The organism is Bordetella muralis, assembly GCF_965139205.1.
Taxonomy (GTDB): Bacteria; Pseudomonadota; Gammaproteobacteria; order Burkholderiales; family Burkholderiaceae_B; genus Bordetella_A; species Bordetella_A muralis.
In genome coordinates this window covers 1-25,648 of sequence record NZ_CBCSIU010000002.1, presented here as the reverse complement: position 1 = coordinate 25,648, position 25,648 = coordinate 1, and the positions used below count along the sequence as shown (strand labels likewise).

General features: G+C 59.7%; 25 protein-coding genes and 1 riboswitch. Of the genes, 5 read left to right on the top strand and 20 right to left on the bottom strand.

Translation table 11 applies throughout. From position 1 onward, the window contains the following. Window positions 1–55: 55 nt before the first annotated feature. The 7 genes from ACNA0I_RS04490 to ACNA0I_RS04460 all read right to left on the bottom strand — a co-directional run bounded on the left by ACNA0I_RS04490 (window position 56) and on the right by ACNA0I_RS04460 (window position 7,686). Entirely contained in the window at window positions 56–850 is a 795-nt protein-coding gene (locus tag ACNA0I_RS04490; protein ID WP_415804866.1) for a putative hydro-lyase, read from the bottom strand. An 86-nt stretch (window positions 851–936) separates the two neighbouring features. After that, window positions 937–2,295, bottom strand: coding sequence for an amidase (locus ACNA0I_RS04485; RefSeq protein WP_415804865.1), 1,359 nt, complete (start codon window positions 2,293–2,295; stop codon window positions 937–939). Window positions 2,296–2,444: 149 nt separating this feature from the next. Next, complete coding sequence (locus tag ACNA0I_RS04480; protein WP_415804864.1) at window positions 2,445–3,134, bottom strand: DUF2848 domain-containing protein; 690 nt, start codon at window positions 3,132–3,134, stop codon at window positions 2,445–2,447. Between the two features lie 90 nt (window positions 3,135–3,224). After that, a complete protein-coding gene (locus ACNA0I_RS04475) occupies window positions 3,225–4,508 on the bottom strand; it encodes a TRAP transporter large permease (protein ID WP_415804863.1) in 1,284 nt (427 codons plus the stop codon). Next, window positions 4,505–5,125: a TRAP transporter small permease subunit gene (locus ACNA0I_RS04470; protein WP_415804862.1), complete on the bottom strand. Its 621-nt coding sequence runs from the start codon at window positions 5,123–5,125 to the stop codon at window positions 4,505–4,507. Before ACNA0I_RS04470 ends, ACNA0I_RS04475 begins: the two co-directional genes overlap by 4 nt. A 177-nt stretch (window positions 5,126–5,302) precedes the next feature. Next, the gene (locus ACNA0I_RS04465; protein WP_415804861.1) at window positions 5,303–6,349 is read right to left on the bottom strand and encodes a TRAP transporter substrate-binding protein; all 1,047 of its coding nucleotides are present in this window, start codon (window positions 6,347–6,349) and stop codon (window positions 5,303–5,305) included. Window positions 6,350–6,762: 413 nt separating this feature from the next. After that, window positions 6,763–7,686, bottom strand: coding sequence for a LysR family transcriptional regulator (locus ACNA0I_RS04460; protein ID WP_415804860.1), 924 nt, complete (start codon window positions 7,684–7,686; stop codon window positions 6,763–6,765). A 119-nt stretch (window positions 7,687–7,805) separates the two neighbouring features. Between ACNA0I_RS04460 and ACNA0I_RS04455 the strand changes: the two genes are divergently transcribed. Next, window positions 7,806–8,777, top strand: coding sequence for a DMT family transporter (locus tag ACNA0I_RS04455; protein WP_415804859.1), 972 nt, complete (start codon window positions 7,806–7,808; stop codon window positions 8,775–8,777). A gap of 16 nt (window positions 8,778–8,793) precedes the next feature. On the opposite strand, the gene ACNA0I_RS04450 is transcribed toward ACNA0I_RS04455, so the two are convergent. After that, window positions 8,794–9,468 (bottom strand): ABC transporter ATP-binding protein, encoded by a 675-nt coding sequence (locus tag ACNA0I_RS04450; RefSeq protein WP_415804858.1) that lies wholly within the window; start codon window positions 9,466–9,468, stop codon window positions 8,794–8,796. Here ACNA0I_RS04450 and ACNA0I_RS04445 point away from each other — a divergent pair. Next, entirely contained in the window at window positions 9,467–10,135 is a 669-nt protein-coding gene (locus ACNA0I_RS04445; protein ID WP_415804857.1) for an arylesterase, read from the top strand. The genes ACNA0I_RS04450 and ACNA0I_RS04445 overlap by 2 nt on opposite strands. Here ACNA0I_RS04445 and ACNA0I_RS04440 read toward each other — a convergent pair. The 3 genes from ACNA0I_RS04440 to ACNA0I_RS04430 all read right to left on the bottom strand — a co-directional run bounded on the left by ACNA0I_RS04440 (window position 10,132) and on the right by ACNA0I_RS04430 (window position 13,905). Continuing rightward, the gene (locus ACNA0I_RS04440; RefSeq protein WP_415804856.1) at window positions 10,132–12,105 is read right to left on the bottom strand and encodes a SurA N-terminal domain-containing protein; all 1,974 of its coding nucleotides are present in this window, start codon (window positions 12,103–12,105) and stop codon (window positions 10,132–10,134) included. The genes ACNA0I_RS04445 and ACNA0I_RS04440 overlap by 4 nt on opposite strands. A gap of 378 nt (window positions 12,106–12,483) precedes the next feature. After that, entirely contained in the window at window positions 12,484–13,524 is a 1,041-nt protein-coding gene (gene dmeF, locus ACNA0I_RS04435) for a CDF family Co(II)/Ni(II) efflux transporter DmeF (protein ID WP_415804855.1), read from the bottom strand. A gap of 105 nt (window positions 13,525–13,629) precedes the next feature. Continuing rightward, window positions 13,630–13,905: a metal/formaldehyde-sensitive transcriptional repressor gene (locus ACNA0I_RS04430; RefSeq protein WP_415804854.1), complete on the bottom strand. Its 276-nt coding sequence runs from the start codon at window positions 13,903–13,905 to the stop codon at window positions 13,630–13,632. Between the two features lie 50 nt (window positions 13,906–13,955). Further along, a riboswitch (yybP-ykoY riboswitch) is annotated at window positions 13,956–14,132 on the top strand. 3 nt (window positions 14,133–14,135) lie between these two features. Between ACNA0I_RS04430 and mntP the strand changes: the two genes are divergently transcribed. Further along, window positions 14,136–14,708 (top strand): manganese efflux pump MntP, encoded by a 573-nt coding sequence (mntP, locus tag ACNA0I_RS04425; RefSeq protein ID WP_415804853.1) that lies wholly within the window; start codon window positions 14,136–14,138, stop codon window positions 14,706–14,708. A 47-nt stretch (window positions 14,709–14,755) separates the two neighbouring features. On the opposite strand, the gene ACNA0I_RS04420 is transcribed toward mntP, so the two are convergent. From ACNA0I_RS04420 to ACNA0I_RS04380, 9 genes are all read right to left on the bottom strand, one after another. After that, a complete protein-coding gene (locus tag ACNA0I_RS04420; RefSeq protein WP_415804852.1) occupies window positions 14,756–15,709 on the bottom strand; it encodes a Hint domain-containing protein in 954 nt (317 codons plus the stop codon). 323 nt (window positions 15,710–16,032) lie between these two features. Next, window positions 16,033–16,512 carry a VOC family protein gene (locus tag ACNA0I_RS04415; RefSeq protein ID WP_415804851.1) on the bottom strand — a complete coding sequence of 160 codons (480 nt, stop codon included), beginning with the start codon at window positions 16,510–16,512 and terminating at the stop codon, window positions 16,033–16,035. A 148-nt stretch (window positions 16,513–16,660) separates the two neighbouring features. Then, window positions 16,661–17,968 (bottom strand): ABC transporter substrate-binding protein, encoded by a 1,308-nt coding sequence (locus tag ACNA0I_RS04410; RefSeq protein WP_415804850.1) that lies wholly within the window; start codon window positions 17,966–17,968, stop codon window positions 16,661–16,663. 160 nt (window positions 17,969–18,128) lie between these two features. After that, on the bottom strand, window positions 18,129–19,253 hold the full coding sequence (locus ACNA0I_RS04405) for a zinc-dependent alcohol dehydrogenase family protein (protein ID WP_415804849.1): 1,125 nt from the start codon (window positions 19,251–19,253) through the stop codon (window positions 18,129–18,131). A 196-nt stretch (window positions 19,254–19,449) separates the two neighbouring features. Then, window positions 19,450–20,202: an SDR family oxidoreductase gene (locus ACNA0I_RS04400; protein WP_415804848.1), complete on the bottom strand. Its 753-nt coding sequence runs from the start codon at window positions 20,200–20,202 to the stop codon at window positions 19,450–19,452. A 125-nt stretch (window positions 20,203–20,327) separates the two neighbouring features. Further along, window positions 20,328–20,984, bottom strand: coding sequence for an ABC transporter ATP-binding protein (locus ACNA0I_RS04395; RefSeq protein WP_415804847.1), 657 nt, complete (start codon window positions 20,982–20,984; stop codon window positions 20,328–20,330). A 3-nt stretch (window positions 20,985–20,987) separates the two neighbouring features. Continuing rightward, the gene (locus ACNA0I_RS04390; RefSeq protein WP_415804846.1) at window positions 20,988–21,728 is read right to left on the bottom strand and encodes an ABC transporter ATP-binding protein; all 741 of its coding nucleotides are present in this window, start codon (window positions 21,726–21,728) and stop codon (window positions 20,988–20,990) included. A gap of 2 nt (window positions 21,729–21,730) precedes the next feature. Continuing rightward, window positions 21,731–22,675, bottom strand: a complete 945-nt coding sequence (locus ACNA0I_RS04385; RefSeq protein ID WP_415804845.1) for a branched-chain amino acid ABC transporter permease — start codon at window positions 22,673–22,675, stop codon at window positions 21,731–21,733. Then, on the bottom strand, window positions 22,675–23,580 hold the full coding sequence (locus ACNA0I_RS04380) for a branched-chain amino acid ABC transporter permease (RefSeq protein ID WP_415804844.1): 906 nt from the start codon (window positions 23,578–23,580) through the stop codon (window positions 22,675–22,677). Before ACNA0I_RS04380 ends, ACNA0I_RS04385 begins: the two co-directional genes overlap by 1 nt. A gap of 260 nt (window positions 23,581–23,840) precedes the next feature. Here ACNA0I_RS04380 and ugpQ point away from each other — a divergent pair, with 260 nt between their 5' ends. Continuing rightward, window positions 23,841–24,581 (top strand): glycerophosphodiester phosphodiesterase, encoded by a 741-nt coding sequence (ugpQ, locus tag ACNA0I_RS04375; protein WP_415804843.1) that lies wholly within the window; start codon window positions 23,841–23,843, stop codon window positions 24,579–24,581. A 15-nt stretch (window positions 24,582–24,596) separates the two neighbouring features. After that, window positions 24,597–25,454, top strand: a complete 858-nt coding sequence (locus tag ACNA0I_RS04370; RefSeq protein WP_415804842.1) for a 23S rRNA (adenine(2030)-N(6))-methyltransferase RlmJ — start codon at window positions 24,597–24,599, stop codon at window positions 25,452–25,454. The last annotated feature ends 194 nt before the right edge of the window (window positions 25,455–25,648 follow it).

The following is a 25,648-nucleotide window of genomic DNA, read 5'->3' as shown; positions in this document are numbered from 1 at the left end:
CCAATAGCATAGGCCTCGCCCCTATGCTATTGGCAGCCCGCAACTGGCCAGGCATTCACAGCACTGCCATCCGGCTGTTCAACAGATCAGTAATCAACATGTGCCCCGGCGCATGCGTAATGCAGAACTCCGGCTGTACCGCGGCAACGACCGATTGAGGGGTAACGCCGCAGGCCCAAAACACAGGCACCTCGCCCGGGCGGATCTCGACCGCGTCGCCATAGTCCGGGCGGTTAATGTCCATAATGCCAATTTCAGCAGGATCGCCGAAATGCACAGGCGCGCCATGTACAGAGGGGAATCGTGAAGTCACCTGGATGGCACGGATCGCGTCGGCGGCTTTGAGTGGGCGCATGGACACGACGAGCTGTCCATGGAAAGGCCCCGCGGGCACCGTCGGAATCGAGGTGCGATACATCGGCACGTTGCAACCCTGCTCGATGTGACGGACAGGCAAGCCGTTATCCAGCATGGCCTCTTCGAACGAAAACGAGCAGCCGATCAGAAAAGACACCAGGTCATCACGCCATATGTCGCGGACATCGATGGGTTCATCAACCAGTTGTCCATTGCGCCAGACGCGATAGCGCGGCACATCGCTGCGGATGTCGATGTCATGCCCCAGATCGGGCAAGGCCGGACTGCCGGGCTCAGACATCGCCAGCAAAGGACAGGGCTTGGGATTGCGTTGGCAGAACCGCAGAAAATCCGCAGCCAGGTTCGATGGCAAAATCGCCAGGTTGGCTTGCACGTAGCCCGGCGCGATATTGGCGGTGGGACCAGTCAGCAGGCCGTCACGCGCATCGAGACGCGCACGATAGGCAGGATGGGTATCAGCAGTGTAGGTCATGATTCTATGCGGCGCTCCCTTGATTGCAAAGGAGCCGCCATCTCTCTAAAAATGCCGGCATCCGAATGAGCAGGGCCGGCGTTGCGTTACGAGCGCAACAGGTCTTCGATCGCCATCCCTATGGACAGGACTCGAGTGTCTGCGCCGTTAGATCCCGCGATCATGAGCCCAACGGGCGCGGTGTCCGCAGGCTGACACGGCACCGATACTGCACAACCATCGAGAAAATTGATCAATGTGGGATTACGCAGAATCAGTCCATTTGTGGCGTAGTAGACCTCGTCGCTGGCGGTGACCTCTGCGATGGTCGGCGCGGTGATAGGCACGGTCGGCATCATCAAGGCATCGTAGCCTGCAATGCGGTGATCAACCGCCGCGACCCAAGCCTCGCGCGCGTCCAGCAAGTCCAGATAGTCGGCCGCGGACATGCCTTCGCCTCGACGGATGCGTGAAACCACGCGCGGATCATAGCGGTCGCCTGCAGTAGCAATCAAATCACGATGCCAGGCCCAAGCCTCGGCAGCAGTAAAACCGCCTTTGGCGTTGATAGCCGCCAACTGGTCAAACTCCGGAATCTCGATTTCATCGACCAGCGCCCCGGCAGCGGATAGCCGGCTGATGGCCGCAGAAAAAGCGGCTGCGACGCTGGCGTCCATACCATCCAAGGCCAAAGTCGTTGGCACCGCCAGACGCAGGCCACGCACAGCGGCGGGTTGCCAGGATGGAATCGCGCTGTCGATATCGTCGCCCGCCAGGATCGCATCCAGAGTCGCGCAACAGCGGACAGTGGGCGCCAACGGGCCGATGGAATCGAGATTGGCGGATAAAGGCAACACGCCAGCCATGGACACTCGCCACGCGCTTGGCTTGAAGCCGGCCAGACCACACAAGGCTGCGGGAATACGTACCGAGCCGCCGGTATCGGAACCGATCGCACCCAGGGCCATCCCATCTGCGACGGACACGCCTGCCCCCGAGGACGAACCGCCCGGAATACGGCCGCTAGCGCGGTCCCAGGGATTGAGCGGCGTACCGTAATGCGGATTGACGCCTAAGCCTGAGTACGCGAATTCGACCATGTTCGTACGGCCAATGATGACCGCCCCCGCAGCCAACAAGCGCTGAACCACGACCGCGTTTTCCTCGGCAGCGGGAGCCCCCTGCAAAGCGACAGAGCCCGCCAGCGTCGTTTCCCCGGCGACATCAAACAGGTCCTTGATCGAAATCGGCAGCCCATCGATCGGAGAACGCGACAGGCCCGCGGCCCGCAGGGTGTCGGAGGCCTGCGCCGCTGCGCGGGCCTGTTCGGCATAAATGCGCGTAAATACTCTAGCGCCCTCGCCTGCCGGATCGGTAGCACGCGCCAGTGCAGTTTCGGTCAACTCGACGGCGCTCAGGCGGCCTTGTTGCAAGGCCGTAGCGGTGTCATGCAATGTGGAAAGCATAAAGTCCTCGTGGCCGCCCGGGCGGCGCATCTATGATGATCTGGTGCCGGGTGCTGTGATGAAATCCAGATATGGTCTACATGTTGACGCTGTTCAGCGTACCGCCCCACCTGTATGGTGCAGGCCATGCAATCAAGCGGATTTCATGCTCAAGCAACCTCCGGCAATACCTCTACATCATACCGATGACGCAGCGACCGTTGGCGACGCGGGTCGAACAGTTCCATGATGAATGTGGTCGACGCGCGAATGCCGCCGATAGCCCCTACAGTGCCACAGGTCATGCCGGTGCCATCGGGCAAACCTGAGCCACCGGTATAGCCGGCGATCAGCTCCTGAGGCGTGCGCAACGCATCCAGTGTGCCCTCTTGGTACACGACCTCAGCGCCGTTCTCGATGATGCGGGAACGAATCACAAGTTCATCCCAGTACTCGGCGACATCAGAGAGACGCCATGCCGTCGTCCCTACCGGTTTCGCGCAGACCTGCTTGGACAACGCCACACTATGCGACTCGAGTTTGCGGTCAGTATGGTCGGAGGCAATACTGACGTAGAGCTCACCATCCAGGGCAAAAACAAAGGTCTCGACTTCGCCTGACGAGGCGTCGCCGACCGCCTGAATACGATCAGTCTGCGTCAATTGATTATCCGCGATGCGGTAGTACAGCGGTACGCTGGTGGGACGCGGCACGCCGATCGCGGCGAGTTCTTCGATATGGTGCTCGATGGCCGCGCGATCGCGGCCTGCCCAACCTGCGACGACCAGATTGCGAATATCGACTTCGATTGCGCTGACGCTATTATCGTTAGCGGATTCGACTTGGAATACGGCTTTCATTTGTTGCTCCGAGAAACCTCGGCATCCATGCCAGGAGGGGAAAAGGCGCAGCCGCGAGGCTGCGATTAAATTCAATACATCGCCACGGCATCAGCCGAATGCGCGTGGCAGCCATAGAGCCAGATCTGGAATAAAGGCCAGCAGCGCCAACAGGACGAACATGGCGGATACAAACGGCAATGCGCCGACGATGACCGCGGTCATGTTTCCGCTCTTGCGCAGACTCTGCACTACGAATAGATTCAGGCCCACGGGCGGCGTAATCAGTGCGGCCTCGACCAGCACGATGATGACGATGCCCAGCCAGATCGGGTCGTAGCCCAACGCAATCATGATCGGCGCCACGATGGGGATGGTGGTGATCATCATGGAGAGCGTTTCCATGAAGCAGCCAAGGACCAGATAGAACACGACCACAATCAGCAGCATCCAACCGGGCGACAGGCCAAGCCCCGTAATGGACTGGGTCAACGCATCGGTGATGCCCGTCGCCGCCAGAATGAAATTCAAGAAGCTGGCAGCAATCACGATCAACATGATCATCGCGGTGGAACGCATCGTGCCTTCGATGGCATCGCGCAACATGGTGAACGTCAGCCGGCCATAGCACGCTGCGAGCACCAATGCGCCGAGCACACCGAGGGCCGCCGCCTCTGTGGGCGTGGCCAAGCCTGCATAAATCGAGCCAACCACCAATAGAAAAATCCCCAACGGTGGCGCCAGATGTGTCAGGCTGACAATGCGTTGCCCCCATGTCGCATGGATTTTGTGCCCACCCCACGCCGGTTTGATCACGCAAGCGATCACGACAGTCAGCATGAAGAGTGCCGCCAAACCTAGGCCCGGGATGATCCCCGCCAAGTACAGCTTGGGCACGGACGAGTTCGTCAACACGCCGTAGATGACCAGATTGATCGACGGCGGAATCAGTATCCCCAGTGTGCCGCCCGCAGCGAGACTGCCCAAGAACAGCGGCTCGTTATAGCCGTACTTCTTGATCTGCGGCAGCGCGACCGTGCCAACCGTGGCGGCCGTGGCCACACTGGACCCGGAGGTCGCGGAAAACAAGGTCGATGCACCGATATTGGCATGCATCAATCCCCCCGGCAACCACGACAGCCAAAGGCTCATCGCGCTATACATGCGTTCGGCAAATCCAGAGCGCAACAGGATTTCGCCCAACATGATGAACAAGGGAATCGCCACGAGCAGAAATTCGTTATTCGTGCTCCAGGAGACTTCTCCCATGGCGCGCGTGAGCGGCAGCATCGAATACAGCGGGTCCAGGATCAGACCCAGCACGCCCAACGCCGCACCGACCGGAATCGAAATGCCGATGAGCACCAACAGTAGTGTCAGAGCAGTCGTGATCATGCTGCATCCCCTTTCACCATACGCTCGCCGGCGGCGGCTTCTTCCTCGGCCTCTTCTCGCGTGGAGCGCACGCCGCAGATGGATTTGACCAACGCGATGTCACCCGTCACCAGCGCCAGCGAGGCACGCACCAGCATCAGGGCTACGGTGATGCACATCCACACCAGCCCGAGCCACCACAACCCCTGAGGAATCCAAAGCGGAGTCGCCAACGGCGTATTCGCAGCGGAACGGCTGGTCCATGAGGTCTGCACGATCTCGAGGGCGTAATACGTCAGATACGCCATGAAAATGCCCAACGCGACCAATGCAATCCAGTCAAGCAAGGCCGATACGCGTACCGGGAAGAACTGATACAGAACGTCCACACGCACATTGGCGCGTTGCAGGGTGGCAAACGCCAAGGCCCACGTCGTGCTGATCGCAAACGCGTAGCTGGACAACTCGTCTGCGCCGCCCGTCGTAAAGCCAAAGAGCTTGCGTGCCACGACGTCGAATGAAATCAATAGCACGCTGGCCAGAATGAGCGCGCCTCCAGCCCAGACGGCCGCTCGCGAAAAGGACTCTGCACAGCGCAATAGCTTGCCCAGAGCTCGAAAATGTTCGGATGAGGTCATAAATATCTGCCTTCGTTGCCGCGCATCAACGCGAGCGTCATCTCACGTGCGATGCACGACGTGTATTGCGATGACGGCGCACCTGTTCAGCGCGGCCATCTAAACGATGTGTCACCATCGTTTGACGACATGACTACCCAGAGCGCCAGGCGCTATGAGGTAGTCATGTATCAGCCATTATTTCTTGGCCACGACGTCCAGCTCTTTGCCGATGGTCGCGTTGAAGTCCTCGACGCATTGCGCCGAGCAGCGTGCCGCCCATTTCGGCAACACGGCTTCAGCCAGGACTTTCTTCAGCAGTTCGCGATCGGCGTCCGTAGGCTGGACCAACACCATCTTGCCCTTGACGGGATACGGACATGCGGCTGCGCCCGTATTGCAGTCATAGCCTTCTTGCGTCTGACGGGCAGCGGCGTCCCAGATATCGTCGACCAATTTGTCGATGTTGGTCTGCAGGAACGTCTGCACCTTGGGATCCAGCTTGTCCCAGGCTTTTTGGTTCACTGCATGAATCTGCTGATTCCAGTTGATGGGCAAGGCATACAGGTGCGTGGACACCTCGTACCATTTCGCGGAATAGCCGGACAGCGAGCCGGTGATTGCGCAATCCACGACCTTGTTTTGCAGCGCAGGAACCACCTCGCCAAATGCCATGGTGACGCTGGACCCGCCCAGGGCCTGCACAAATTCGGCGGTCGTGCGGCTGCTGGTGCGGACCTTTTTGCCTTTGATATCGGCCAGGCTCTTGATGTCGGCATTGCAGAACAGCACTTGGCCAGGATAGGTCGAGATGCCCAGCAGCTTGACGTTGGCGCCCTCGCCATAGACCTTGGCATAGACCGGCTCAAAGGCATTCGTCACCGCACGCGCGGTTTTGACATCTGGGGCCAGGCCAGCCAGATCGATCGCCTCGTTGATCGGATTGTCGCTGGCAAAATAAGACAGCGTGGCGGTGCCGAATTCGATCACGCCCTGTGACATCAGTCGCAGCAGCTCAGGGCCTTTCAAACCCATTTCGTTAAAGCCTTTGATGTCCGCCGTCACCTGGCCTTTGGATAGCTCGGGAATGGTCTTGGTCCAGAATGGTTTTTCGTAGTCGTTGTAGGCGGTCAGGTTGCTCAGGCCACCGACGACTTTCAAATGCGTCTTGGGCAGATCCTGAGCATGTGCGGCAGTGCTCAACAACGCTGCGGCGATGGCAGCAGTGATCAACGGCTTCTTCATGGAGGCTCTCCTTGCAGGCGGGATTCGATACGCGCCAGGCCCCGTTACCCGATGACGCGCTGCGATCAGCAAAACGACCGCCGCAGATTGTCTGCAGCCGGCCTTGCTCTCGCACGCATTCCACCGGCTGGACATAAACCTGTCCAATCGTAAGTTGCGATGCTGAGATATAAATATTCTTTATGTCTCTGTGCAGAACAGAAGACCAATCGGCGCAAAGCCAATAACGGCGCGGGTTTGCCGCCAGGTAGCCACAAAGCGCATCAGGACGTTGAATGCGGCTGAACAGCTGATCAATCGCAAGGCATCAGGGAAAGCCCTAGCCCATTTAGCATCCAACCCGGCCCTCACCGCCGTAGTCAATAGTGCTCCAACAGGTACGTTGTCCCGATGCGATTGCGGGGTGCGGTAAATTACGAGCCCGCTATCCCGCTCTGCGGCAACGGCTGCAATTTTCCTTCGGCCGCTTGCTGCGCCAGCAACGCAATCGTGCGGGCCACATGGCTGTCCGGTCCTTGTACCCACGTCGCAGTAAAGGCCAGATCGGGCAAGGGATCGGCCTGAACATTCAGGATGCGCAACTCGCCATTGGCAAGCTCTTTATCCAGAAATACCGGCGCGATGACACTGGTGCCGATGCAATCCAGCGTCATGCGCACCACCATCGACAGCGAAGCACTGCCGTACATGCGTGGGGCTTGCACGCCAGCGCGCGTCAACATGTCACGCACCATTTGATAAGGCCGGCTGCTCGAGGGATACGTAATCAGCGGCAGCTTGCCTATGCGCTCCAGCGTCAGCGGCTCTGGCCCCAGCGCCAGACGCGGGCTGGCCACCCACGCCAACGGATAGGCGCACAGTGGCAGATTCTCGAACCGCGGCTCGAGGATCGGCCCCATCAAGAAAGCCAGGTCAATCTGACGCGATGTCAGGTGGCTATGCAGGACGGATGTCGTATCGACCTCGATCTGCAGCACCAGCGCCGGATAGGCGGCATGCACGTGCTCGATCAGTAATGGCAACCAGGTCTGGACAATGGTCTCGGCCACACCCAGACGCAATGGCCCGCGCATCACGTTCTGTTCGCGCGCCGCTCGCAACATATCGCTGCGCAGCTGCAGCATGCGCTCGGCATGTGACAACAGCTCTTGCCCTTTGCCAGTCAGCGTCACACCCCGGGCGTCACGTTCAAACAGCCGAACTCCCAGGTCGCCTTCCAACGAGGCGATCCGCTGAGAAATAGCCGGCTGCGTGGTGTTGAGTTTCTCCGCCGCCGCCCGAAAACTGCCCAGCGTGGACACCCAAAAGAAAGTTTCGATGTTGCGTAGATCGATCATGGTCCGCTCATCATAGCCGCCACCTCCGTTTCCTAGGGATAGGCGTATTATGTTGCGTTTTACCGAGCCGGCCTTGCGCCGGCTTGCGTTTGCCCTGTACTAGAACCAAGGAGACTCGCATGCACCGGGCCGCCGCCGGATCCAGACCGGCAGCTTCGCCATTGCCCTCTGCGCCGCGCGCCCCGTCTGCGCGCCCCGTGTTAGGCATTGTCCTGTTGATTTTGTCGGCCTGGACGCTCACGTGCCTGGATGCCAGCGGCAAATGGGTGATGGAGGCAGGCGTACCCTTGTGGTTTCTGTGCTGGGTACGTTATATGGTGCATCTGGTGCTGGTGCTGGGACTGGTGTTGCCCAAACGGGGCATGGGCATTTTGCGCAGTACACGCCCGCGGGAGCAGCTCATCCGTGGCGGCGCGATGCTGTGCGCAACCGCGGCTTTCTTTACCGCACTGAGCTATATGCCGCAGGCCGAGGCCACGGCCATCAACTTCCTGGCGCCGTTGCTGGTCTTGGCCCTGGCCCCCTGGGTGCTGAAAGAACCTGCCCGCATGTCGCGCTGGGTCGCGGCCGCAGTCGCATTCTGTGGCGTGCTGATCATCATCCGCCCGGGCGGTGGCCTGCATCCCCTAGGCGTGCTCTTCGGCCTGTTGACGGCTTGCTGCTTTACCGCGCAATACATCGCCACGCGCCGCATCGCCGGTGACGACCCGTACACCTCGCTGATCTGGAGCGGCGCCGTGGGCGCGGTCTGTCTGACCCTGATGTTGCCCTTGATCCTGCCGACTGCGCTTCCGGTACTCAGCAATCTGAGTCCCGGTAATTGGATGCTGCTGATTTCGACCGGGTTCTCAGGCGCGTTGGGCCATCTGCTGCAAATCGGGGCCTATCGCAATGCGGCGGCGTCAACGCTGGCGCCATTCGTCTACCTGCAGATCGTCAGCGCGACGACGGTGGGTTGGCTGGCGTGGGGGCACTTTCCCGATGCGCTGACATGGCTCGGGATTGCGATCATCTGCGCCAGCGGTATCGTGACGGGGCTGATTGAATGGCGCCGGGGTCAGGTCACTGCACGCCAAGTACGGCAGGCTTGACAGGCCATGCGGCCCATCAAGCGTCGAGTATGCGCCCAGCCGATAGCACCAATTGCTGGCCACACCGCGAGGCCAGTTGCGGGTCATGGGTGACCAGAATCAGCGTCGTCCCCTGCTCGCGATGCAAATCGAACATGAGGTCTATCACCGTCTCACCCGTCGCGGCATCGAGACTGCCGGTGGGCTCGTCGGCAAATAGCAGATCGGGCTGCACCACGAACGCGCGCGCCAATGACACGCGCTGCTGTTCGCCGCCAGAGAGCGTACGAGGATAGTGATGCAGGCGTTCTCCCAGGCCGACGCGTTGCAACATGCTCTGGGCGGCCTCTCGCGCCGGCTGGCCGGCGAGCTCTAGCGGCAACATGACATTTTCCAGGGCCGTCAGATTGGGCAGCAACTGAAAAGACTGGAACACGAATCCCACATGCCGGGCACGCAACTGCGCACGGCCGTCCTCGTCCAGGGAAAACAAGTCTTGTCCCGCCAGCCGGACCGTGCCCGACGAGGGAACATCCAACCCCGCCATCAGTCCCAATAAGGTAGATTTACCGGAGCCGGAACTGCCAGTGATCGCCAAAGCGCTGCCGGCAGCCACCGTAAAATCGATATTTTGCAGGATCGACAAGGTACCCCCGGCATCGGAAACCTGTTTGCCCAGCCCTGAGACTTCAATCGAGACCTTACTATCCATGCGTATGCTTTTCCGTTGTTTTGCCATAGGCGCGTTGGCCATTTCCGCGACAGCCTTCGCTCAGACCCCCAATCCCGCCGCGGGTTCCGCAACACACACCTTACTCGTCGTTGGTGACAGCTTGTCGGCCGAGTATGGCTTGACGCGCGGATCCGGTTGGGTGGACTTGCTGGCCAAGCGAATGTCAGAACAATACCCTAACTATCAGGTTGCGAACGCCAGCATCAGCGGCGACACGACGAGCGGGGGGCTCGCCCGCCTGCCAGCACTGCTGCAGCGCCATCATCCAGATATTGTCGTGATCGAACTGGGCTCGAATGATGCGCTGCGCGGCCTGTCGCTACAGATGACCGAGCAGAATCTGCGCACGATGACACAGAACGCGCAAAAAGCCGGGGCCCAGGTGCTATTGGTGGGCATGCAGATCCCGCCGAACTATGGCCGGGATTACACCCAGCGCTTTGCCAGCATCTTTCCGGCGGTCGCCAAATCCGAGCAAGCTCATCTGGCGCCCTTCCTGATGGAAGGCATCGCCACGGACCGCACGCAGTTTCAGGCAGATGGCATTCATCCCAATGAGCAAGCGCAACCTGCCCTGCTTAAAAACGTATGGGCCGCATTGCGGCCCATATTGGAAACAACAAGCAAAACGGCTAAACAGCCTTAGCCTGCGGCCGATTCGGGGTCATCCGACCCCTTGATCGCATTCGCCGCCTCGGGCAGGATCTTGACCTGATATTGCTCGCGCAGCATTTTCATGATGGCAGCGGACTCGGCGTCGCCCCAGGCGGCGCTGAGTTGCCGGCTAAAGAGCTCGGAGTCAGCGGCCTCGACTTTGCCGGGCTCGACCTTGTCCAGGCGCACCACCACATAATCATTGCCGTCGACAGCGCCTGCATACGCGGGCACAGGCTGCGAGGGCAAACGCATCGCGGCCTGCAACACGGGCGCAGTCAACTGTTGCGGTTGTTCGCGCGTCACGGTGATGCTGGCGCCAAAGCCCTCGGGCAGGCTGGCCGCATCGGCCGACCAGGTTTTCAGGGCCTCCTCGCCTGCCTTGCGGGCAGCCTCGGCCGCTCGCTCGTTGGTGAGGCGATCACGGATGGAGTCGGTGACCTTGTCCAGCGGCGAAACGTGTTGCGGCTGAACCTCTGCCGCCCGCACGACGAGCAAGGTGTCAGACGACAGCTCGATCACGCCGGAATTCAGCTTTTCACGCAACGTATCGTTCGAGAACAGGGATTCACGCACGCGCGGATTGTCCAGCAAGGCCGCATCGCTGCTGGCCGATGCCGGATTCGCACCGACAGTTTTATCCGCGGGCAGCAGCCCCTGGCGAGTAATGCCGCTGACGCTGCGAATCTTCAGGCCCAGCGCATCGGCGGCAGGCTGCAGGCTGTCGCGCTGGTCATAGACGATCTCGGTCAGCTTGGTCGCCATCTCCGCAAATCGCGTCGCCGCGATCTGCTTGCGGATCTCGGCCACGATCTCGTCGCGAACCTCGGCCAGGGGCTTGGCGCTTGCCGGCTGGATGTCGGTCACCTGGATCACGTGAAAGCCCGACGGGCTCTCGACAACCCCGGACACCTGGTCCTTGTTCAGGCTGAAGATGGTCTTGTTCAGGTCGCCGGTCAGCATGCCGGAGGCCATCCATCCCAGATCGCCACCCTTTTGGGCCGAGCCTGCGTCCTGCGAGTTGGCTTTGGCCAGATCGGCAAAGCCAGCCGGATTGGCGGCGGCCTGCTGGGCCAGCGACTCAGCCTTGGCACGAGCCGCCTGGCGATCCGCATCCGAAGCGCCGGCGGCCACCTGAATCATGATGTGGCTGGCGCGTCGGCGTTCGGGCTGGCCAAAACGGTTCTTGTTCTGTTCGTAATAGCCGGTGATGTCCTCGTCTTTGACTTGGATGTCTTGCGATGCGGCAGCCTCGTCCAGCACCAGGTATTGCGCGGTGACTTGCTCAGGAACCGTCAGCTGCTGTTGATTGGCGTCGTACCAGGTCTTGATGTCCTCGGGGGACACGGATACCTGAGTACGGTAATCAGCAGCCGCAAAGCGGCGCAATTGCACGGTGCGTTCCTGGGTCAGGGCCGACTCCAGCGACGCCGTCACGGCCGCAGGCGCAGTAGCGGACTCCGCCACGGGCTGCAGCACGCGTCCGATCGCCAGATCGCTGCGCAAGCCGGCCTCGTACATCGTAGGCGTCATTCCCTGGCTGGCCAACACCTGGCGATAGCGCTCAGGCGAGAAACGGCCGTTATCCTGGACCTGGGGAATAGAAGCGATGGTGTTGCGCAGCGTGCTATCCGAGACCGAAAAACGGTTGTCCTGAGCCACCTGGGCCAAGAGGCGCTGGTCGATCAACTGGTTCAAGAGTTGCTCACGCATAGCCGGCGTATCGACCAGTGCGGGGTCATAACGGCTGCCCAGGCGTTGGCGGAAATTCTCGAGCTGATTGCGGTGCGCATTGTCGAACTCGCCGCGCGTAATGGGTTGCCCGGCGACCGTGGCCAACTCCGGTTCACGGTTGATAAAGCTGTCATAGCCCTGGATGCCGACCAGGAAAAACGACGGCACGATCAAAATCAGCAGAATGAACTGCATCCAGCGACGGTGATTGCGTATTAGTTCGAACATGGAATCCTTGTTTGCCCTACGCGGCGCCCGGCAAAAACGGACCCCGCGCCGCAAAAAAACGCATCAAAACAGACCGCAACGCCAATCTCATGAATGGCATTATCCCGAGACACATGTTTTGTCTCGCGATGGCCCGGCACAAATAAATACGCCACGCTTGCCACGGCGCGGCGGCGCTGCCCAAAAGGGGCTCCCCTGAGGGAAGGCTTTCCCATCTGCGGCCGATGGCACATCACCCTCCACCCGCCGACAGGACACCCCCGACGGGATGTTTTTGCCTTGAGGCAGCCGGGGCAAAAAAGGGCGAACCGATTCGCCCTTGCCACTGCTGTAACCGCACTAGGTTAGCCGCCGGAGTTTACCATTGTCAGCGGGATATCAGACAAGCAGTTTGGCAGCGTCCGGCAGAGGGGCGACTTCGACCGTCAAGTGACGGATTTCATCGATAGACGCGAGTTTGGCGCGAATCTCGCCTGCGGTAATACCAGCCGCCGCCTTGACGCAGACGATGGCTGCCCGCGCCTGCGGGCCGATCTGCCAGACGTGCAGGTCAGTGATGGTCGTGCCGGCGCATGATTCAAGGGCGTCCCGGATTTCCTCGGCGACGTGATCATCCGTGGCATCCAGCAGGACGCTGCTGGTATCGCGCATCAGTGTCCAGGCCCAGCGCGCGATGACGGCCGCCCCGACGATGCCCATGACAGGATCGAGCCATACCCATCCGAGATAGCGGCCTGCCAGCAAGGCCAGAATAGCCAATACCGAGGTCAAGGCATCGGCCATCACATGTAAGTAGGCCGAGCGCAGGTTGTTGTCCTGGCCGTGGCCATGACCGCTGTGCTCGTGAGTGTTGTCGTGGAGATGATGGTCGTGACTGGCATGTCCGTGGCTGTGCGCCTCATGGCTACCGTGGGCCCGGTGACCGTGCGAGTGATGAGGGTGCCCATGGTGATGCCCGTGCCCGCCCGAGAGCAACATCGCGCTCACGATATTGACCAGCAATCCGATGACCGCAATAACGGTGGCCTCGCCGAACGCCACCGAGCTCGGATTGACCAATCGGAGTGCCGATTCCACCCCGATGGCCAGCGCCACGATGCCCAGAATCAGCGCGGAGGCGAAACCAGCCAGCTCCCCGACCTTGCCCGTCCCGAAGCTGAATGCACGGTCATCCGCATGACGTTTGGCGTATCCGTATGCCGCAGCTGCGATGCCCAGCGCCCCAGCGTGGGTCGCCATATGAAAACCATCGGCCAACAAGGCCATGGAGCCCGTGACATAGCCGGCGATGACCTCCCCCACCATCATGACGAACGTCAGGGCGACGACCCAGGTCGTCCGCTTTGCGTTGGCGTCGTGGTCGCGGCCGAGGAACGAATGTCCATGCTGGTCTGCTGACAGATTGTCGCTCGTATTCATTGTGTCACTCAATAGGCCCGGATTACCGAGACGGAAAGAATGCAACGGCAAGGCCGCAGGATCGGCTGATACCTGTGTCTGATGTCATGGACGGTCAACGGTCCACTATTTGGAATAGCGCCGGATGGCCGTGACCAGCGCCTCGACCCCCTGCTGCCGTTCGTCTGCACTCAAATCCGGATGAGCGACATGCTCTCGGGCATGGGCCTCCAGCAGTTCATCCAACAGGCCATTCAGCGCGCCTCGGGTCGCTGCGACCAGATGCAGGATTTTGTCGCAGTCGGCCTCGTTTTCCAGAGAACGCTGGACGGCATGGACCTGCCCAGCGATCCGTTGAACGCGCTTGAGCAGCTCGTCTTTGTGCGTCGAGATGTGCGACATAGGATACCCCCCTTAGGTATAAAAAGATTAACACGAAGTCTGATAAAATCGCCGTTCTCTCTGGGGAGTAGCTTCCTTTCAGGATTTTCTGAAAGAGGCTTGCGTCAACATTCTTGGCCCGACGGCCATGGCGCAAGCGGCCTGTGTGGCTTGGCGAGACCATAGATCCTTCACATTGCGCCGGGCGTGTGAATGGTCTGTGCTGTCTATGCCCGGTTGATTAGGTCAACATGAACGCACTTTCCACGCTCGTGCTCGCCCTGGCGATGTCTACGGATGCTTTTGCCGCCGCTGTCAGCAAAGGCACCGCCCTCAAAAACCCCAAATTCCCCGAGGCCCTCAGAACCGGCGTCATCTTTGGCGTCATCGAAGCGATCACTCCGCTCATCGGATGGGGCCTCGGCTCTGTCGCCGCCCAGTATGTGCGCGAATGGGATCATTGGATCGCCTTCGCCATGCTCTGTATTTTGGGGCTGATGATGATCCGCAATGCCTTCAAGCTGGAGAATGAGGAAACAGCCCCGGTAAAACGCCATTCTTTCTGGCTATTGGCCGCCACGGGTTTTGCCACGAGCATCGATGCCATGGCCGTTGGCGTCAGCCTGGCCTTTATTGACAACAATATTGTGGTCACCGCCATTGCGATTGGCTTGGCCACGACGCTCATGGTGACAATAGGCGTGCTGGTGGGCCGAATTCTGGGCAGCATCGCGGGCAAGCGCGCGGAAATCCTGGGCGGAATTGCGCTAATCGGGATCGGCTCAACGATTCTTTACGAGCATCTCACGGCAGCCGGGCTCTGAACGGTGTTCCAGGCCATGGCTATGCAACAGCCTCAGGGCCGTGCAGATCAAGCGGCTTTCGACAACCGCTGTGCCGAGGCCAGCATGTCCGCCCGTTGCGCAATACGGCCATGGATCGCCGCGATCTCCTGAGCCTGACGCAGCGCCTTGAAGCCAGGCCGATCCGCCATGCGGCGGCGTTTATCTTCAGGGCGCAGTGCGGTGACATCGACGTTCTGAAAGAAATCGCGATTACCGCCATCCGCCCACGACTCGGAATAGACGCCATGGGCCAGCACCACATCGAACTGGTCCAACTCAACGTGGTAGTACGACACGCTTGTCACCTGCTCTTCCTGCGTGATCGTGATGCCATTGATCAGATCATGCGCACGCACCAGCACGCCATCGACGTACAGATGATGCCAAGGTGAGACGAGCAGATCCTGTGCCGGTTGGTTGTCGCCCAATGCATCCTTGCGAATACGTACCGGTGCGCAGCGGGCTTTTTGTCCGGGGGTACGCAATCCAAACGCGCCATAGTTGCGCCACCCTATCCACTTGACCGTACGCCATCCCGTGCTGCCACGGACTTGGCAGCCCGGCTCGAGGTCTTCGATGGCTACTGGCCCCAAGAGGGTCTCAATCAACGTGCCACGCACAAAACATACTGGAAACACGTCCGCGGGATCAGTCGAAAAAGGAATCGTGTCGCCGACTTCGTAGGACTGGCTGAAGTCAGTGGTCAGATAGGATAGATAGGGCGCGCCGGCCATCTGCGCCACGATACCTGTACTCGTAGTACCGACAATCGTCACGTCCTCGAAGAGTTGTGTCTCTCCATTGCTAGTGGTCTCGACCGTCAAGGTATCCCCGATCGCGAAACTGCCATCATCGGACGCTTCGGTGACGCGGTAGGTCACATTCGATGTCACGGGTATCTTGTAAAGCACGACACCCGCGTTGTCTACGAGATAGCCATGACTATCACCCGGGTACTCGAACGTAAATGATTGGCTCACTGCGATTCCTTTTAATCAACCGAGCGCCAGAAGCGTTCACTGCTAACGCAGCCAGACACACCATGACAATAAATGCTGTTTTCTGTTTAAAAATATAGCATTTGATGGTCAAAATGTGATCAAAAAGAATCGGCAGCAATAATCAGAAACAGTTAGCCAGGATGACACAATCGGCCCGCTGCGCAAGACGGCCATGGATCGCCGCGCTCTCGCGCGCCCGACGCAGCCTCGCAGCCTTGAAGCCGCAACGAGCGGCGATGCGGCGTTGCTTATCCTCGGGGCGCAAAAACCAGGGCGACGAACAGCCCGGCCTGCCCTGCGCCTCACCCACGCCGCGCGGCCTCAATGGTAGCGATATCGATTTTTTTCATCGTCATCATGGCGTCGAACGAGCGTTTTGCGACGGCCGGATCAGGATCGGTGATGGCTTCGAGCAGAACGCGGGGCGTGATCTGCCACGACAACCCCCAGCGATCCTTGCACCAGCCGCAGTCGCTTTCCTGCCCCCCATTACCAACGATGGCATTCCACAGCCGATCCGTTTCCGCCTGATCTTCCGTGGAAATCTGGAACGAAAACGCTTCGCTGTGCTTGAAAACCGGGCCACCGTTCAGACCGACGCATGGAATACCCGCGACGGTGAATTGCACCATCAAGACATCGCCCTGTTTGCCATCGGGATAGTCGCCCGGGGCGCGGAGAATATCCCCTACCGAGCTATTGGGAAAGGTTTCGGCGTAGAACGTCGCAGCATCCAACGCGTCGCGGTCGAACCATAAACAGATTGTGTTCTTGCTGATCATTGCGCGTCTCCTCAAAGAAATACCAGGTCATCTACCCCCTCAAAGTAACGCAAATCGTCCCCAGCGCGAATCCCGTATCGGTCATGTGAACCATAAAAAAGGCGCCCGCAACATGCCGGGCGCCGAATGTCACACGCGTGCAGAACAATCAGTCTTTATAGACCTTGATCTGATCGCTCTTGAGCACGTCCGCATTCAAGCTCTTTTCAATCCAGCCCATCGACGTTTCCTCAACGCCCGGGGTCACCAGATCCGCCGGCACGATGGTGATATCCGACAGCACCTTGAACGGATACTTGTCGCTCTTTTTGGTCACGCCAAAGAGCTGCGCCTCCAGGCTCTGTCCGTCGACGCGATTGAGCGTCAGCTCACGCCCAAAGCCTTTGAACTTGATGTCGTGCATTGCCGCGGCCACCTGCTCCGGCGTGGGCCATGCGCCGCCGTTGTCCTTGATGGCCTTTTCGTAGCCCGCTTTCAGGCCATTGAGGGCTTGCACCATGTGGTACACCGAGTAAATCGGATAGGCGCCGGTCTTGTCATGGAATTTCTTGATGAATGCCTGGTGGGCGGGATCATCCTTGGTTTCCGGGTGCAGGAAATAGTGGTCGCCGCGCGCCCCGATGTAGACGCCTTCGGGCAGTGCGTTGCCCAGCCGCTCGAGCGAGCTTTCGGCCAGCGACAGGACGAATGTCGAGTTCTTGAACAGGTTACGCTGCGAAGCCTGGCGCACGAAATTATCCAGATCGCCGCCCCACGAGGTCGACAGGATCACGTCCGGACGCAGCGCCTGCAAACGGCTGATTTCCGTGGAAAAGTCCGCCGCGCCGAATTTCGGGAACATCTCGGCGACGACTTTCACGTCGGGTTTGAATTTCTTCAGCGCTGCCATGAAGATGTCGCGCGAGTCGCGGCCCCAGGCGTAGTCCTGGTTGACGATGGCCAGCGTCTTGAAGTCCGGCTTCACCTTCATCAGGTACAGCACCTGTGCCACCATCTCGGTGGTGGCGTTGGCCTGGGTACGAACGACGTATTTGTATTTCTTGCCCTCCAGGGCCTTTTCCGTGCCGCAGTCCCACAGCACGTTCAGGACTTTCAGGTCCTCGGCCACGGGCGCCACGATGTTGCAGTGGCCGCTGGAAATCGCCGACAGCATGACCCGCGTGCCGCCCTCTGCCAGACGGCGATACTCGGTCAGGAGCTTTTCGCCGCCGCCGCCCTCGTCGATATAGCTGGGCACGATTTTCACGCCATCGATGCCGCCATTGGCATTGATGTCCTGGATCAAAATCTCGGCAGCATCGCGGGCGGGAATGCCGAACACCGAGGCCGAGCCCGACAAATAGGTCGAGATGCCGACACTGAGCTCTTTGGGTTTGTCGGCGGCGTGGGCGAATGCCGCCACGCTCGATAGCAGCACGGCGCCCAGCAAGGGGGTCAGCCTGGAAAGTTTCTTCATTGTGTTGTCTCCTGTCCAACAGTTCATAAGATTTATCGATTGACCAAGCAGGCCACTGGCCCACTTGGTCGATGCGGTGTCAGGTCCGTTGATTCGTCTGAGGTTTTGGACAAGACACCCCTCTCGATCCCATCAGCGCATTCAGCCTGAAATCTGGCCGTTAAAACACAATCGCGTCGCGCAGATTGCTCCCTGTCGCCAGCTCGTCGAAGCCCTCGTTGATCTGATCCAGCGTAAAGGACTTGCCCATCATTTTGTCTACCGGCAATCGGCCGCCTTTGTATAGATCGATGTAGCGTCCAATATCGATGGCAGGAACGCCCGAGCCTAAATAGCTGCCGCGGATTTCACGCTCCTCGCCCACCATCTGAGAAAGTGACAGCGAAAAACCCAGTTTGGGATTCGGCAGGCCCGAGGTGATGGTCGCACCGCCCCGCCGGGTGAGTTTGTAGGCCGTTTCAAACGCGGGCACCGCACCCGCCATATCCAGCCCATAATGCACACGGCCGCCGGACAGGTCATAGAGATCGTCATCGCTCTTGACCTGCTTGGGGTTCACCGTATGCGTGGCGCCCAGCTCACGCGCCAACGCCAGTTTGTCGTCGGAAAGATCCACCGCCACCACCCGGCGCGCGCCAGCTGCGACGGCAGCGAGCAAGGCGCTCAGCCCCACGCCGCCCAAACCGACAATCGCCACATCGTCGCCCGCCTTGACGCGAGCGCGGTTCAACACCGCTCCCGCCCCGGTCAAGACAGCACAACCGAATAGTGCCGCCTCGCGATGGGACAGTTCGACGTTGACCTTGACGCATGAACGGCGTGACACGACGGCGTATTCGGCAAAGCACGACACACCCGTGTGGTGATTCAAATACTCGTCACCGACATGCAAGCGCCGCGCGCCGCTCAACAATGTCCCTTGCGTATTTGCGGCCGCCCCCGGTTCACACAGTGCCGGCCTGCCCTCCAGGCAGGGATGGCAGCAGCCGCAGCTGGGGACGAAGACCATGGCGACATGATCGCCGGCTTTCAGATCCGTGACACCGGCGCCAACCTCGACGACCTCGCCCGATGATTCATGGCCGAGCACCATAGGCAGGCTGCGCGGGCGATCCCCATTGATGACGGATAGATCTGAATGGCAAAGGCCCGCAGCACGGATACGCACCAAGACTTCGCCGAAGCCTGGCGGGTCCAGTTCGACTTCGGTGATTTGCAAGGGACGGCTGTCTGCATACGGCGCGGCCAGGCCCATATTACGCAAAACGGCAGCTTTGATTTTCATCGACAACTCCGAAAAATCTGAACGCATGGCTGCTGCGAACGGCTGCAGCAAAGACACATCTATGTAAAACGTCAGGCACCCAGTTACACGACAGCCTCCCAATACGAATTGCTAAACGCCGGGCTGCAGGACTACGTCCTTCAATGGCGCCACACAGGATCGCATGACTACGCCCGTCAACGCACGCCGCTGTGCATCAAATCGTGCGGCCGCCGTCCACCGGGAACTCGACGCCAGTGATGAACTCTGCGGCATCGCTGGCCAGATAAAGCGCCGCTGCGGCGACATCCGACGGTTGGCAGAAACGGCCCAGTGGAATCGTGGACGAAAATTTCGCGCGGTTCTCCGGCGTGTCCGGCAATCCCATGAACAATTCGAACATCCCCGTCACACCCATCACCGGGCAAATGGCGTTGACACGGATATTGTCGGGGCCCAGTTCAACCGCCATCGATTTGGACAACACGTTTACCGCGCCTTTGGAGGCGTTGTACCAGCTCAACCCGGGACGCGGCCGGATGCCGGCGGTGGAACCGATGTTCAGGATCACACCGCGTTTTTGCTGGCGCATATGCGGGATAACGGCCTGCGACATGTGATAGATGGATTTCACATTGATCGCGAACATACGATCAAACATTTCCTCATCCACATCCAGCATGGGCTGGTTCTTATGGGTGATGGCGGCGTTGTTCACGACGATGTCCAGTCCGCCAAATGCCTCCAGGGTATGCTTGACCATCGCGTCGATGTCCGCGCGGCTGGAGACATCCGTCTGCAGTGATAGCGCAACGCTGCCGATCTCGCCGGCCACACGATCAGCGGCTTTTTTATTGATGTCGGCGATCACCACCTGAGCGCCCTCTTTGGCGAAAAGCTTGGCGATGCCTTCGCCAAAGCCACTGCCTGCGCCCGTGATGATGGCGACTTTGCCTTGTAATTGACCCATATCTCTCTCCGTCTTCTGCCTGGGGTTACTTACCGTGTTGCCAAATAGTCTTCAGTGGCGAGAACACTATTCACTGAGGGCCACCCGTATTGGGTTTACCTGCGCCCGTGTCATGAAGGTTCCCTTCAATTCAGTGCGATCGCGCCACGCTCGATGGTCCAGATCTGGTCCGGGATATCGCCGAGCAGTTTGACGTTGGACTCGGTAATCACCACACACAGATCGGGTTGCAAGTCTTTCAACCGGGCCAGAGCCTCGGTGTAGTCGCGCGCGAGCTTCGGCGCCAGCCCCTGAAAGGGCTCGTCCAGCATCAACAGGCGCGTGCCCACCATCACTGCTCTGGCGAGCGCCACCATCTTGCCCTGCCCGCCCGACAACGCCGCCCCGGAACGCGCCAACATGGGTTCCAGCTGAGGCACAACCTTCAGCACCGTGTCGATACGTTGCCGGATCGCTTCATTCGATTGTCCCTGTACTTCGCAAGGCAGACGCAGGTTCTGCTCCACCGTCATCGTGGGAAAAATCACGCGATCCTCGGGGGAATAGCCGATCTGGTGTGCCGCTCGCAGATGTCCCGGCAGCGCCGAGAGCTCAATGCCGTCGAACTCGATACGCCCGGATTTCAGCCGAGTCAGACCCATGATGGTGCGTAATAGCGTCGTCTTGCCCGCGCCATTGCGGCCGACAATGCCGATCGTTTTCGCCGCCTCAAATCGGGCAGTGACATCACGCAGAATGCGGTTGCCGGCGAGGTCTACGTTAATGGCCGATAGATTCAACATGGCTCATACCCCCAGGACTTCGCTCTTGATTTGCGGATGGTTCAGGACGTGCTCGGGCGAACCGTCGGCAGCGACCTTGCCGGCGATCCACGCCGCCACGCGCGTGGCGTAGCGAGATACGATATCCACGTCGTGTTCCACAAACCAGCTCGTCACCCGGCGCTCGTCCAGGGCATGCATGACGGTTTCCATCAAGCCGTGCTTGTCCTCCGAGGCTACGCCACTGGTGGGCTCGTCCATGATCAGGAGTTTGGGTTGCAGGGCCAACGCCATGGCCACGTCCAGCAGCTTGCGTTTGCCCTCCGGCAGCTCAATGCAAAGCGCCTCGGCGTCCGGCAACAATCCCACCAGATCCAGCGTCGCATCGACTTCCCGACCATCTATGGTGTGCTCCAGGGCACGGAACCAGCTCAGGTCTTTATTGCGTCTCGCCGCAGCAATTTGCACGCATTGGCGCACCGTGTGCTCTGTAAACAACTGCGGCAGTTGAAACGAGCGCCCCAGGCCAAGCCGCACGATCCTGCGCGGTGCCATGCCGGTCACGTCTTTGCCGTTGAAGTAGACCTTGCCCTTTGAGGGCTTCAGGTATCCGGTGCAGATGTTGATGAACGTGGTCTTGCCCGCACCGTTTTGCCCGATCACGGCAAGGCGTTCGCCCTCATGCAGCTCAAAATCAATATTGTCCGCCGCCACGACGCCGCCAAAGGCGAGCGTCAGGCCGGTCGTCTTCACTAACGGTTCCATGCTCAGTTCCTTGCCGGTTTGGAGTTGGCCATGCGCTTCATGATCTGACCGACAAAGCCGGTCGGGAAAATAAAGATCACCAAGATCAACGTCAGCCCCAACAGGAACTGCCACAGCCCGGGGAAATAGGCGGCCGAGGCCAGCTTGACGAATTCGAACGCGGCGGCTCCCAGGAATGCGCCAGCCGCGTGGCCCGCCCCGCCCAGAATGGTGATAAAGACGAACTCCCCTGACCGTAGCCAGGAACCCAGCTCAGGCGTGACCAGCCCCTGCATCAAGGCAAGCAAAGCACCCGATATACCCACCACCACAGCCGACAGCAGATACCCTTTCCACATGATCAGATATGCGGAAAAGCCCAGGTATTCGATGCGAGTCTCATTGGTCTTGATGGCCGACAATGCCTGCCCGCTACCCGAACGGAAATAACGTTGTACCCACCACGCCAGCAGCAGCGACAACACCAAGGTCAGCACCAGCAGACCACGCTCAAAGGCCGCGCGTTCCATAACCATGCCGAACAAGGTGGGACGCACAATGCGCAATCCATCCGAGCCGCCCGTCAGGTGATAGAGCTTGCCCAGCAACGCAAACAGCACCATGCTGAGCGCGAGGTTCAACATCCCGAAGAAAATCCCCCGGTAACGCACCACGAACGAGCCGACGATCAATGCAGCGGCGAAACTGGCGACCACACCCGCCACGATCAGCAGCAATGCATCTGCGCCGGGCATGGCCCGCGCCAGGAATGCGACCGTATACGCGGAGATGCAGGCATACATGGCATGACCAAACGACACTTGCCCAGCCCGCGCCATGATCGAGACTCCCAGGGCCGCGATCGCGTACGTCAACCCAATCACAATCGGCGTGATGGTCCAGGAAAAGCTATAGCCCACGATGAGCGTGACGATCGCGGCCAATACGCTGAGGATAGGAACGCTCATCAGATCCTCCTTGTTTGAGCCACGGTGAACAGGCCATGCGGCCGGATGATCAGCACGAGCACCATGATGATGTACGGGACGGCGACCTCCAGTTCGGGCGCGGTGTAGACCGTCATGGCGCGGATAATGCCGATCAACAGCGAAGCAATCAGCGCACCCGTGATTTGCCCCAGGCCCGCCGTCGCCACCACAGCAAAGGACAACACTGTCATATCGGTCCCGGCGCCGGGCACGAGCGAGGTCGTCGGCGACGCCAGCGCACCGCCCAAAGCCCCCAGAATCGTCGCGATCACGAAAGTCACCAGGCCGATCTTCTTTGCGTTGATGCCCAAGGACGTGGCGACCTCACGATGGTGGGTCATGGCCACGGTCTGCTTGCCCAGCTTCGTGTGCTTCAGGAAAAACTCCAGAAACACATAAGCCAGTAAAGCGGTCACCGGCACGATGATCAACTGATACGTCGTGTAGGTGATGTCGCCCAACTCGATATTGCCCAACCGGTTTACCACTTCGCTGGCGCTATAGGGCTGTGCGCCCCAGATCATGCGCTGGATGTCTTCCAGCATCAGAAACGCGCCAAAGGTCAGCAGCAGTTTGAGGATGGGATCGTAGTTCTGCGCGCGGCGGATCAGCAGAAACTCCATCACGCCGCCCAACACCAGCCCTACGACAATCGCGGCCGCGAACAGGGCCGCAAACAACAAAATGGGAGATTCGCTATGTGGCGCGAGCGCCATGACAAAAGTGGCCGCCGCATAACCGCCATACGCATAAAACGCGCCGTGAGCGACGTTCAGTATTCCCATGACGCCAAACACCAGCGTCAGGCCCATCGAGACCAGAAATAGCAGGCTGGCATAAGCCACACCGTCTACCAAGGCCAAAGGCAGTAGATCCCAGGTCAAACCTTGTCTCCTTCTTTATGGAATATCACTGGAACGTGGGACCTTGTACCGCAAGCAAAACAAGACCGTGCACGCACAGCGATAGGGAATTACCCGGGTGTGTGTCACACCCTTCTCTGTTGTGGTGACAAAGTATAGGGATGCCCTTCGGTCAGGGGCTATTAAATTTTCTGGAAACCCAGCTTAATGAACCCTGAAGGGTTATTCTTGCAACCTCGACCTTTATTCGGTCTGGTTTTCACTATCTCACGATCATCCCTATGTCCGCTTCCTGGCCATATCCTACTCATATTGCCCATCGCGGCGGCGGCCGCCTGGCCCCCGAAAACACATTGGCAGCGATGCGCGTGGGCGCAAAGCACGGTTTTCGCATGGTCGAGTTCGACGTCAAACTCAGTCGCGATGACATCGCCTTTCTGTTGCACGACGACGACCTGGATCGCACCACAGATGGTTGTGGCCCTGCTGGCGCCCTGCCCTACACGGAACTGGTGTTGCTGGACGCGGGAGGCTGGCATTCACCGGCCTATGTTGGGGAACCTGTTGCCAGCTTTCAGGCCGTAGCCCGCTACGCGATCGCCAATCACATTGCCTGCAATGTCGAAATCAAACCCAGTCCCGGCCGCGAAGCCGAAACCGGCACGGCAATAGCGTTGGAAGCGCGCGCGCTCTGGCAAGGCGCCACCGTCGCCCCCTTGCTGTCCTCGTTTTCCGAAGCCTCGCTGGCCGCGGCCCAGGCCGCCGCACCGGAATTGCCCAGGGCCCTGCTGGTCGAACACGTGCCCGCCGACTGGCGCGAACGCTTGGCCAAGTATGATTGCGTCGCCCTTAACATCAACCAGCGTGATGCCACCCCTGAGCTGATCGAGGACGTACACGCAGCGGGCTACCGCATTGCCGCCTGGACCGTCAACGATCCGGCGCGCGCGCAACTGCTGCTATCCTGGGGCATGGACGCCATTTTCACCGACGAGCTGGCCAGTATTCCCCCTATTGCCTGACGACAGGAAATTATTTTGTTTAGTTATCGACACGCTTTCCATGCCGGCAACCATGCCGACGTGTTAAAGCACGCGCTGCTGGTTCAAATGCTGGAATATCTGAACCTTAAGGACAATCCCTACTGGGTCATCGACACCCATGCTGGCGCAGGCTTATATGCGCTCGATAGCGAATGGGCCAACAAGAACGCCGAGTTTGCCGACGGCATCGGCCGTTTGTGGGATATGAATGATCTGCCGCCACTGCTGGCGGATTACGTCGCCCAAGTCCGGCGCTACAACCCCAATGGCCGCTTGCGCCATTATCCAGGCTCACCCTGGTTCACGCTGGACGCATTACGCGATCGCGACCGGCTGCGCTTGTTTGAAATGCATCCGAACGAATCGGGAATCTTGGCGAGCAATCTAGAAAAACTCGACCGGGTCGCATTACGTCAAACCACCATTTTTGCCGCAGATGGCTTCGAAGGAATGAAATCGCTGTTGCCCCCGCCGACACGTCGGGGCATGGTGCTGATCGACCCCTCCTACGAGGACAAACAGGACTACAAGCGCACACTAAATGCCGTCAAAGAGGGTCTCAAGCGTTTTGCGACCGGCACGTACGCTGTATGGTATCCGCTCGTTCAACGACGCGAGGCAACCGAAATGGCCCGCCATCTCGAGAACCTGCCGATCAAAAACTGGCTGCACGTATCGTTGACGGTAAAACGACCCGTAGCCGATGGATTCGGCCTGCATGGCAGCGGCATGTTCATCGTCAACCCGCCCTGGACCTTGCACGCGGCATTGAAAGAAACGATGCCCGTCCTGACCAAATTACTAGCCCAAGACGACCGCGCTACCTACAGCCTGCAGCATCGGGCAGACTGATAAACCGTCTGGCAGTCTGCAGCTTCTCCTCATACGATTAGCTCGTCGCAGGGGGCAGGATCCGCGCTCAGCCGATTGGCTAGTTGGTGCTGAATGGGCGTGGCGAGGGTGGCGTGCTTATGGACGTCGAGCCGAGGCAATCGGGCCGTGAGGGCTTCACAAAGCCGGTCCGGCGCGCGGGCGCCGGACACCGT